Origin of the sequence: Paenibacillus phytohabitans (assembly GCF_013141775.1) — a bacterium.
GTDB lineage: Bacteria > Bacillota > Bacilli > Paenibacillales > Paenibacillaceae > Paenibacillus_AQ > Paenibacillus_AQ phytohabitans.
In genome coordinates, this window is sequence record NZ_WHOB01000036.1 from 1 (window position 1) to 10,332 (window position 10,332).

Consider the following 10,332-nt stretch of genomic DNA (forward strand, 5'->3'; position numbering starts at 1 on the left):
CGATGATCAGAATGGAATCCGGATTCTCCTCATGGAAGTATTTAATAGTGAAGGTTATGCCACCTTTCAGGCAGCTAACGGAAAATTGGCACTCGAGATCGTCAAGAACGAATCGCCGGATATGGTTCTGCTCGATATGAAAATCCCGGGGATGGACGGACTGGAGATCCTCAAGCATTTGAAGGAGCTGAACCCGGCGATCAAAGTGATTATGATGACGGCTTACGGAGAACTGGACATGATCAAGGAAGCGACCAAGCTGGGAGCCCTGATGCATTTCACCAAGCCGTTTGATATCGATGAGATGCGGGTTGCCGTTAATATGCATCTGCACAATAAGTCGGTTGATCAATGCAGCTAGCTTAGAAATGAACAGTTTGGGTAAGTCCTGTTATGGATACGCTAAAGAGGGAAAGTCCCGCAGGAATATGGGCTGGCTGAATATCGTCCCACCGGGACATTTTTTTGTGTATCCTATTTAGTATTTGACACAGGATGTGCTATAATAGGCCTGTATGTGATGTCGGCTTATATAAGCAACTCAAACATTTTAGGAGGATTGAAACCATGCCATTAGTATCTATGACAGACATGTTAACCAAAGCACTTGAAGGAAAATATGCAGTTGGCCAGTTCAACATCAATAACCTGGAGTGGACTCAAGCGATTCTTGGTGCAGCAGAAGAAGAGAAATCACCAGTAATCCTTGGCGTATCCGAAGGTGCAGCTCGTCACATGGGCGGCTTCTACACTGTAGTTAAGATGGTTGAAGGTCTTATTCATGACATGAAAATTACCGTTCCTGTAGCAATCCATTTGGACCACGGTTCAAGCTTTGACAAATGTAAGGATGCAATCGATGCCGGATTTACTTCCGTAATGATCGACGGCTCCCACCACCCAATCGACGAGAACATTGAAATGACCAAGAAGGTCGTTGAATATGCTCATGCTAAAGGTGTTTCTGTAGAAGCTGAAGTTGGTACTGTAGGCGGACAGGAAGATGACGTTATCGGCGGCATCCAATACGCTGACCTTAACGAATGCGTACGCATCGTTAAAGAAACCGGCATCGACACTTTGGCTCCGGCACTGGGTTCCGTACATGGTCCTTACCTGGGCGAACCGAACCTTGGATTCAAGGAAATGGAAGAAATTCGTGATGCAGTCAACCTTCCGCTCGTACTTCACGGCGGTACTGGTATTCCTGTACATGACATTCAGAAGTCCATCTCCCTGGGTACTTCCAAGATCAACGTAAACACTGAGAACCAAATCGCGTTTGCCAAAGTAGTCCGCGAAGTTCTGGCTGCTAAACCGGATGCTTACGATCCGCGTACATTCATCGCACCAGGCCGCGAAGCCATCAAACAAACCGTTATTGGCAAAATCCGTGAATTCGGATCCAGCAACAAAGCTTAATTTTAACTCTGCCGCGTAACGGGACAGGTTATTTCCTGCTGTCCCGCCTGCATATCTTTATCAGAAGAGTATACCGCATAGCCGGTGTCCTTCCGGTAAAGTCATTTCAGATTTCCTCAGAAACGGGTGCCGTCCTTAAGTTAGGGCGGCGCAGCCGTTTCTTCTTCTAATCACCATGTCACCACAAGCCACAGCTGGTATTGCCAGAACAAGCCGCAATACACGTAGGGGGAACCAGATAAATTTATGGAAAAATTAATGATTGGCGGCGGACGTCCGCTAGAGGGCGTTGTAACCATCAGCGGAGCAAAGAATAGCGCAATTGCGCTTATTCCAGCGGCGATTTTGGCGGAATCTGAAGTTGTGCTGGATAACCTGCCTGCTCTTAGTGATGTGGCCGTTTACTCCGAAATTCTGGAGGAGCTTGGCGCGAGTGTATCGTGGACCGGCAGCCAGATGAGAATTAATCCCTCCCGTATCGTATCCATTCCCATGCCTAACGGACCGGTCAAGAAACTCCGGGCTTCTTATTATATGATGGGTGCGCTTCTCGGCAGATTCAAAGAGGCGACGATTGGTCTTCCCGGCGGCTGTAATTTTGAGCCGCGTCCGATTGACCAGCATATCAAAGGCTTTGAAGCGCTTGGTGCGACTGTAACCAACGATCATGGCTCTATTCACTTGTATGCCAAAGAACTGCGTGGTGCCAAGATTTATCTGGATGTATCCAGCGTTGGAGCCACAATAAATATTATGCTGGCGGCCTCACGTGCCAAAGGCTCTACAATTATTGAAAATGCGGCTAAAGAGCCTGAGATTATAGATGTAGCTACCCTATTAAACTCTATGGGCGCTGTTATTAAAGGCGCCGGTACAGAAACGATCCGGATTGAAGGCGTAACTGAAATGCATGGTTGCCGACATTCCATCATTCCTGACCGAATTCAAGCGGGAACATATATGATTGCCGCTGCGGCAACGCGTGGCAATGTGCTGATAGATAACGTGATTCCCAAGCATCTGGAGGCGCTGACTGCCAAGCTGCTGGAAATGGGAGTAGATATAGAAGAGCTGGATGAGAGTATCCGGGTCATCGGCAGAGCCAAGTACCAGCATGCTGATGTCAAAGCATTGATATACCCCGGCTTCGCCACCGATTTGCAATCTCCGATGACAAGTATGCTAACTCAAGCGGAAGGCGTTAGCGTCTTGAGCGATTTCGTATACAGCAACCGGTTCAAGCATGTCCCTGAATTAGTCCGTATGGGCGCCAAGATTCGCGTCGAAGGGCGTTCTGCAATTATTGAGGGCGGCAAGCTCAATGCCGCGAAGGTGAAGGCTGCCGATTTACGGGCAGGTGCGGCTCTGGTCATTGCCGGACTCACCGTTGAGGAAGGAATTACCGAAGTGACAGGCGTGGAGTATATAGACCGCGGTTATGATAACCTCGTAAGCAACCTGCGCAATTTAGGTGCCGAAGTCTGGCGCGAGAACGAATAAGTATGTACCCGGAACGATTGGAAGGAGCATAATTTGCCTTTAAACTGCATATCTCCTTCCAATTCGGGTAATCCTATCCTAATAAGCATTTTCATAGACTCATATTTTGCCCGGCAGAGAACGCCGGAAGAACTCATTATAAAAATTGAATAGGTGGTTATCACACATGGATCTTCAAATTTCCGATCTGGAAGAAATGAAGCTGACCGATCTGTATAAGCTGGCTAAGAAATACCAGATCCCTTATTACGGAACGCTCAAGAAGCGGGAGCTGATCTTCGCGATTCTCCGGGCGCAGGCTGAGCAGAGCGGTCTTATGTTTATGGAAGGCGTGCTTGAGATCCTGCCGGAAGGCTACGGTTTCCTTAGACCGATTAACTACTTGCCGAGTGCGGAGGATATTTATATCTCGGCTTCGCAGATCCGCAAGTTTGATCTTAGAAGCGGCGACCTTGTATCCGGGAAATGCCGTACACCCAAAGAGAATGAACGTTATTTCGGATTGCTTCAAGTTAATGCCGTCAATGGTGAGAATCCGGCCAGTGCAGCTGAACGATTACATTTCCCGGCCCTTACACCTCTTTATCCGCAAGACAAGCTGCCGCTTGAAACTTCCTCTGCCCATTTATCTACCCGTATAATGGATTTGCTTGCTCCCGTAGGTTTAGGACAGCGCGGTTTGATTGTAGCACCTCCCAAAGCAGGAAAGACGCTCCTCCTAAAAGAAATTGCCAACAGTATCTCCACTAACAATCCTGAGATCGCATTGTTTGTACTGCTGATTGATGAACGTCCCGAGGAAGTAACGGATATGCAGCGTTCTGTTAAGGGCGAGGTAGTAGCTTCAACGTTCGACGAGCTTCCGGAGAATCATATCAAAGTGGCTGAGCTTGTGCTTCAACGGGCACTGCGTCTGGTCGAGCACAAGAAAGATGTCGTTATCCTGCTGGACAGCATTACCCGGCTGGCCCGTGCTTACAATCTCGTGGTTCCGCCATCCGGCCGGACACTGAGCGGAGGGATTGATCCTGCGGCCTTCCATCGTCCTAAGCGTTTCTTCGGTTCCGCGCGGAACGTAGAAGAAGGCGGAAGCCTGACCATACTTGCAACAGCGCTGATTGATACCGGATCACGCATGGACGATATTATTTACGAAGAATTCAAAGGCACAGGGAACATGGAGCTTCACCTGGACCGCAAGCTGGCAGAACGCCGTATCTTCCCGGCCATCGATATCCGCCGTTCGGGTACACGCCGCGAGGAAGTATTGCTTAGCAAGGAAGAACTGGATACCATCTGGTCAATCCGTAAAAATATGAATGAATCCTACGACTTTGTAGAAGGATTCCTGAAGAAACTGCGTGACACCAAGACGAATGCTGAGTTCCTGGCCTCTTTTGATGTGGCCGGCAACAAGGATTCCTCGTCAGCAAACAGTACCGCCAGCAAAGGCGGAACATCGAACAGCGGTTCATCGGCCCGCCGTACCACGCGGCCCAAGACACCTTCTGTGCCTACAACCTGAGAATTGATAACAAGAGGAGACTAACATGTATTTGGTATATGCCGACGGGCAAGGAAACGTATATGATCATCCCGAGCTGTACGGGCTGGCCCGCAGCGGGGATATGATTGTTGAGATACTGGAGGAAGAATTGATCCCGCTGCCTGAAGGCGCTACTCTGGTAGGGCTGCCTAATACGCGGGCAATCGGGATGGATCCCGGGACAGGTGAAATGCTGCCGTTGCCTTTAGGCTCACAGGCTGTTGGAGCGCTGTTGCCGCAGGGTTTTACCCGTCTGTGCCTTCCCGGCTATGTCAAGACAGATAAGACGTATAAGCTTCCGCTCTTCGGTTATTCCGCTGTAGTATGGAAGGATGGCGGATTCTACGTAGCGGCGGATCCTACAGATGATACGGAGCAGTGGAATCCTTTGAATTGTGACCGCGGGGATGTAGAGATTGGCGTCAGTGATTTGACCGCCAAGTACCCGGAGAACCGTCTCTATAATCATCTGTCCAACTGCGCACTGGAATACGAATGCCTGACCTCGTCCAACACCTTCTTGGGCCGCTGGGAAGGTGCTGTTCCGGTCTCCTACTCGTGCAATGCCGGCTGCTTCGGCTGTATCTCGGAACAGCCTGATGACAGCGGGTTTGTGTCGCCGCAGACGCGGATGAACTTCCGTCCCACAGTGAGCGAAGTTTCACAAGTCATGCTGGAGCACCTGAAGACGCCAGAGTCGATTGTAAGCTTTGGACAGGGCTGTGAAGGCGAACCTTCTACCCAGGCGAAGATAATCATTGAGTCCATTCGTGAAGTACGCTCTATTACAGATATGGGTTATATCAATATCAATACGAACGCAGGATTAAGCGATCATATCCGCGGCATTGTGGATGCTGGTCTTGACCTTATGCGGGTCAGCACAATCAGTGCGCTGGATGATCACTATAATGCATACTACAAGCCGCGCGGCTATACGCTGGCTAATGTAGAGAAGTCCCTGAAATATGCAGCTTCACAGGGTGTATATACTTCCATTAACTATCTGATTTTTCCGGGTGTCACGGACCGCGAGGAAGAGATTGAGGCGATGGTTGAGTTCGTTAGACGTACAGACATTAAGCTAATTCAGATGCGGAATCTTAATATTGACCCGGAGAGCTATCTGGAGCTGATTCCTCCTGCACAAGGCGAAATCCTTGGAATGAAGACGATGCTGGAGATCTTCCGCGAGGAGCTGCCGGATGTTGTAATTGGCTCCTTCACCCATGTTCCGCCTGCTGAACTGGCCCGTGCCAAGCAGCGCAGAGTGCACCAGTAACCGCTGAGTTGAGTCTTGCCCAAACCTATTGCAGGCCCCTGGGCTTCCATGCTAAAATGTAGCTTGCGTAATCATATAACTCTAAGTCCGCATGAGGCTTAGGGCGTGAGAGGTGAATATTCAAATGCAAACAGCAATTCAACCCAAGTACAATGTAACTAAGGTAACCTGCGCCTGTGGCAACTCCTTTGAAGCTGGCTCTGCCAAGGAGGAGCTGCGTGTCGAAATTTGCTCCAGCTGCCACCCGTTCTTCACCGGCAAGCAGAAGTTCCTGGATGCCGGCGGCCGAGTTGATAAGTTCAAGAAGAAATACGGCATCTAATTGTTCTGCCGTTTTATTGTTAGTTGATTTTTGTCCGGCCGTAAGCTATACTTATCTTCGCCGTGCTAGACGGGGAGGTAGCGGTGCCCTGTAACTCGCAATCCGCTGTAGCGAGGTTGAATTCCTGTTAGAGGTGCTGTCGATGTGAGGCCTTGGTTCCTATGGGCTGTGTTGACGGTTGGGTCCTCCGCAATGAGTGCTTGTGAACCTGGTCAGGTCCGGAAGGAAGCAGCCATAAGTGAGTTTACTCTTGTGCCGGAGGGTGGCCTAGCCCGAGCAGTTTTGTAGGGTTGCCGCTTGGATCGCAGTCATCAATAACGGGTGCACGGTTTAAATACTATTATGATAGCGTCTTTGCCACAAGCGAAGATGCTTTTTGTTTTTTGAAAGATAAGAAACTATATGCTCATCATACTTTATCCTAATACTTCCCGCTGATACGGATACCTGAAAGCGATACGTAGTATCGCTGCATCGGAAGCACAGGCCTCGTTAGAGGAAGGCGAAAGCGCTTCTGCTTGGTCAAAGACTGGGGAATATAGTATAATAAATTAGCGACAAATGCCGGAAAGCGGCAGCCTGAGAGAGGGTAATGCATAGTGGAACATATCGCGCTGTACCGTGCTTGGCGGCCGCAGTCGTTTCAGGATATGGTAGGGCAGCAGCATATTATCCAGACGCTGCAGAATGCGATCCGTGAACAGCGGGTTTCGCATGCGTATCTGTTCAGCGGCCCGCGGGGGACCGGTAAGACGAGTGCGGCCAAGGTACTGGCCAAAGCGGTCAATTGCGAGCGGGGCCCGGGTCCGGAGCCGTGCAATGAATGTCCGTCTTGTCTGCGGATCACAGCGGGCAACGTAATGGATGTCCAGGAGATTGACGCGGCCTCCAACCGGGGTGTTGAAGAGATTCGCGATCTGCGGGATAAGGTGAAATATGCACCTACCGAAGTACGCCGTAAAGTGTATATTATTGATGAAGTGCATATGCTGACAACAGAAGCATTCAATGCCCTGCTTAAGACGCTGGAAGAACCGCCGCCGCATGTCATGTTTATTCTGGCTACGACAGAGCCGCATAAACTGCCGGCTACGATCATTTCACGCTGCCAGCGGTTTGACTTCCGCCGGGTTTCCCTGGAGGAGCAGACCGGCCGGCTGAGAGAGATATGCCAGAAGGAAGGCATTACGGCAGATGCGGACGCACTGCAGTATATTGCCCGTCTGTCCGACGGAGGGATGCGGGATGCGCTGAGCATACTTGATCAGATCTCGTCTTTCACAGACGGGAATGTGACGTATCAGCAGGTGCTGGGCATGACCGGAGGAATTCCATCCGAACAGTTCGCCCGCCTGGCTACAGCCATTTTGGAGAGTGATATGGGGCTGCTGCTGGAACTTGTCGAGCAGTTGATGCACGAGGGCAAGAGTGCCGACAAATGTCTGGAGAATCTTTTGTATTATTTCCGTGATTTACTTATGATCAAGATGGTGCCGGGGGCAGACCAGTTAACCGACCGTGTACTGAATCCGGCGGAATTCCGTGATATGGCAGCAGCCTTTACCCGCGACCGGCTGTTCCTGATTGTGGAGACGCTGAGCCGCTATCTGGGTGAGATGAAATATGCCACTCATCCGCAGACTTTATTTGAAGTAGCGCTGATGAAGCTGTGCAGTACCCAGCAGGAGGCGGCTCCTTCAGCGGGCGCTCCGTCCTTGAGTGCTGTAGCACCGGAAGCGGGAAGAAGCTCTTCCCCGGTGGATTCGGGGGAACTGGATGCACTCAAACGGCAGATTGCCGCGCTGGAGAAGAAGCTTGAGCAGGCGATCCAATCCGGAGGTGTGGCCGGCGGGCGTGAGCAGGCTGCGCCGCAGAGAGCGGCCGCCCCGCCAAGCGCTCCAAGAGTATCATCTGCAGGCAAGCTTCCGCCGCAGCTCGATAAGTTCATTGCGGGTAAAGACAGCGCTGACTTTGGCAATGTGTATAAGCAGTGGAGCCAGGTTCTGCAGGGCGTGAAGGAAGAGAAAGTTACTGTGCATGCGTGGTTTGTAGATGGAGAGCCGGTGGCAGTCATGGAAGATGCAGTGCTGGTCGCCTTCAAGAATACAATTCACCGGGATACGACTGAGAAGCCGGCCAACCGTCAGGTCATCGAGAATGTGATGTCTGCTAAGCTGGGTAAGCCATACCGGCTGGTGACGATGATGCTGCGTGACTGGAATGAGGCTGCGACCAAGTCAGCTTCCAAGGCCAGTACAGAAGAACTGCATCTGGAGCATGAGCACGAGACTATAGAAGCGAAACCCGAACCATGGATTGACGAGGCGATCCAGCTCTTTGGAGAAGACCTTGTTGTCATAAAGGAATAGAGCCTCAAGCATACTAGCGCAGATAACGCGCATCCCAAAGGAGAGACGATGTATGAATAATATGAACCAAATGATGAAACAGGTAAAGAAAATGCAGGAGCAGATGCTCAAAGCCCAGGAAGAACTGGGCGGTAAGACCATTGAAGGCTCATCCGGCGGCGGCGTGGTTACCGTTCAGGTGAACGGCCACAAAAAATTGCTCTCCATTCAGATTAAACCGGAGGTTGTTGATCCGGAGGATATCGAAATGCTGCAGGATCTGGTGATCACTGCTGTTAATGATGCTCTTACCCAGGCTGAAGAGTTGGCTAACAACGATATGGGTAAATTCACCGGCGGAATGAAGATCCCTGGCTTATTCTAGGCTTACTCCACTCCCGACCAAAGGAGAACCATTACTTTGTATTATCCAGAACCGCTAGCCAAGCTGATAGAAGCTTTTACACGTTTACCAGGGATTGGCCCGAAGACAGCAGCCCGGCTGGCCTTTCATGTGCTTAACATGAAGGAGGATGAGGTGATTGATTTCGCCAAAGCCCTAGTCAGTGTTAAACGAAATCTTCATTATTGCTCGGTCTGCTGTAATATTACCGATACTGACCCGTGCCGGATCTGTCAGGACAAATCCCGCGATGCTTCGATAATCTGTGTGGTTCAGGACTCCAAGGATCTGGTAGCCATAGAGAGAACCAAAGAGTTTGACGGCTACTATCATGTGCTGCAGGGGGCCATCTCCCCTATGGAGGGCATCGGACCTGATGATATACGGCTGAAGGAGCTGCTGACCAGACTCAGTGATGAGCGGGTCAAGGAGCTGATTATGGCGACCAATCCCAACATTGAGGGCGAGGCCACGGCCATGTATATCTCCCGTCTAGTCCGTCCGTTCGAGATCAAGATCACGAGAATCGCCCATGGCTTGCCTGTAGGCGGCGATCTTGAGTATGCGGATGAGGTAACCCTGTCGAAGGCGCTGGAAGGCCGTCGTGAGCTGTTCTGAGTGTTCTGACATTGAATTGTACTTGAAGAGGCCCTTGGGGCCTCTTTTTTTATTAGATATAGACTCCAGGGGCGGCCAGCATTCAACAAAAGAGCAGACGAGCACTGACTCATGGTTCTAAGTTTGTCCCTATTCCGATATGTATGAGATTAACGGGTGTGCGGCACCGGCTGCGCCAGTAGTCATTCATAGGAGGGGATTGCAATGGGATGGTGGAACACGAAATGGCTGGGCAGAGATGCAGAAGGAGCGAATAATGCCCATACGGAAGAAGAGTGGGGGACGGTGTACCATGAGGTCCGCAAAGCGCAGTCGGAGTGGGAACGGGCATATCTGATGTTTGATGAGGCAATGGGGCAGGATCAGATTGATTATGCCATCTATATACTCGAGGCGGCCGAGCGTAAATACCAGATCCATCTTAAGCATGCCAAGAGACTGGGGCTGAACCGGAGCCAGCTGCCGATGTAACCGGAATAATTATTGAGGGGGATCGCAATGCTAAGAACTGTTGCATTGGGTGTGCTGATTCTGTCAGGACTCCTGTTAATTCTAATTGTATTCAGAAAAAAACTGGGGTGGGCATGGATAAGTGTATTTGGAACTCATCTTATTCTGGCTGCAATCGGCATTTATATCGTTAACTTCTCCGGTATTCTAACGGATGTACACATCCCGCTGAATCCCACAACCATAGGCGCAGTAACGATTCTTGGGCTGCCCGGGGTACTATTGCTGCTGGGTTTAAAATTAACTTTGTTTTAATGGTTGACGAGGGTTGTGGATTTATGATACATTAAGTCTCGGCCCTTTGAGCAAGATGTTCTCGGATAACTTGCTGAAAGCTAAAGCGAAAAAAGAAATTAAAAAAAAGCTTGACTGAAACAAAGG

At 50.4% G+C, this 10,332-nt stretch carries 11 protein-coding genes and 1 other RNA gene; all 12 read left to right on the plus strand.

Features of this window, described 5'->3' with window-relative positions:
* The coding region (locus GC101_RS13330; RefSeq protein WP_171717666.1) for a response regulator at positions 1-361 on the plus strand (361 nt) is incomplete at its 5' end.
* A 206-nt stretch (positions 362-567) separates the two neighbouring features.
* Positions 568-1,422 (plus strand): class II fructose-1,6-bisphosphate aldolase, encoded by an 855-nt coding sequence (gene fba / locus GC101_RS13335; protein WP_039309634.1) that lies wholly within the window; start codon positions 568-570, stop codon positions 1,420-1,422.
* 246 nt (positions 1,423-1,668) lie between these two features.
* Entirely contained in the window at positions 1,669-2,922 is a 1,254-nt protein-coding gene (locus GC101_RS13340) for a UDP-N-acetylglucosamine 1-carboxyvinyltransferase (RefSeq protein ID WP_039309636.1), read from the plus strand.
* A 166-nt stretch (positions 2,923-3,088) separates the two neighbouring features.
* Positions 3,089-4,447, plus strand: a complete 1,359-nt coding sequence (rho, locus tag GC101_RS13345) for a transcription termination factor Rho (RefSeq protein WP_042132730.1) — start codon at positions 3,089-3,091, stop codon at positions 4,445-4,447.
* Positions 4,448-4,472: 25 nt separating this feature from the next.
* Positions 4,473-5,750: a radical SAM family protein gene (locus GC101_RS13350; protein WP_042132731.1), complete on the plus strand. Its 1,278-nt coding sequence runs from the start codon at positions 4,473-4,475 to the stop codon at positions 5,748-5,750.
* A 124-nt stretch (positions 5,751-5,874) separates the two neighbouring features.
* A complete protein-coding gene (gene rpmE, locus GC101_RS13355) occupies positions 5,875-6,072 on the plus strand; it encodes a 50S ribosomal protein L31 (RefSeq protein WP_039309646.1) in 198 nt (65 codons plus the stop codon).
* A 60-nt stretch (positions 6,073-6,132) separates the two neighbouring features.
* Positions 6,133-6,401: signal recognition particle sRNA large type (ffs, locus tag GC101_RS13360), an RNA gene on the plus strand.
* A gap of 270 nt (positions 6,402-6,671) precedes the next feature.
* Positions 6,672-8,441: a DNA polymerase III subunit gamma/tau gene (dnaX, locus tag GC101_RS13365; RefSeq protein ID WP_171717667.1), complete on the plus strand. Its 1,770-nt coding sequence runs from the start codon at positions 6,672-6,674 to the stop codon at positions 8,439-8,441.
* 52 nt (positions 8,442-8,493) lie between these two features.
* Positions 8,494-8,805 (plus strand): YbaB/EbfC family nucleoid-associated protein, encoded by a 312-nt coding sequence (locus GC101_RS13370; protein WP_039309650.1) that lies wholly within the window; start codon positions 8,494-8,496, stop codon positions 8,803-8,805.
* Between the two features lie 36 nt (positions 8,806-8,841).
* Positions 8,842-9,441 (plus strand): recombination mediator RecR, encoded by a 600-nt coding sequence (gene recR / locus GC101_RS13375; protein ID WP_171717668.1) that lies wholly within the window; start codon positions 8,842-8,844, stop codon positions 9,439-9,441.
* A 204-nt stretch (positions 9,442-9,645) separates the two neighbouring features.
* The gene (locus GC101_RS13380; RefSeq protein WP_039310972.1) at positions 9,646-9,912 is read left to right on the plus strand and encodes a DUF2508 family protein; all 267 of its coding nucleotides are present in this window, start codon (positions 9,646-9,648) and stop codon (positions 9,910-9,912) included.
* 27 nt (positions 9,913-9,939) lie between these two features.
* Positions 9,940-10,206 (plus strand): pro-sigmaK processing inhibitor BofA family protein, encoded by a 267-nt coding sequence (locus tag GC101_RS13385; RefSeq protein WP_171717669.1) that lies wholly within the window; start codon positions 9,940-9,942, stop codon positions 10,204-10,206.
* The last annotated feature ends 126 nt before the right edge of the window (positions 10,207-10,332 follow it).

Coding starts and splice junctions, on each gene's coding strand:
- GC101_RS13350 (WP_042132731.1), top strand. CDS start 4,473: ATGTATTTGGTATATGCCGACGGGCAAGGAAACGTATATGATCATCCC.
- GC101_RS13385 (WP_171717669.1), top strand. CDS start 9,940: ATGCTAAGAACTGTTGCATTGGGTGTGCTGATTCTGTCAGGACTCCTG.
- GC101_RS13380 (WP_039310972.1), top strand. CDS start 9,646: ATGGGATGGTGGAACACGAAATGGCTGGGCAGAGATGCAGAAGGAGCG.
- rho (WP_042132730.1), top strand. CDS start 3,089: ATGGATCTTCAAATTTCCGATCTGGAAGAAATGAAGCTGACCGATCTG.
- GC101_RS13370 (WP_039309650.1), top strand. CDS start 8,494: ATGAATAATATGAACCAAATGATGAAACAGGTAAAGAAAATGCAGGAG.
- rpmE (WP_039309646.1), top strand. CDS start 5,875: ATGCAAACAGCAATTCAACCCAAGTACAATGTAACTAAGGTAACCTGC.
- GC101_RS13340 (WP_039309636.1), top strand. CDS start 1,669: ATGGAAAAATTAATGATTGGCGGCGGACGTCCGCTAGAGGGCGTTGTA.
- fba (WP_039309634.1), top strand. CDS start 568: ATGCCATTAGTATCTATGACAGACATGTTAACCAAAGCACTTGAAGGA.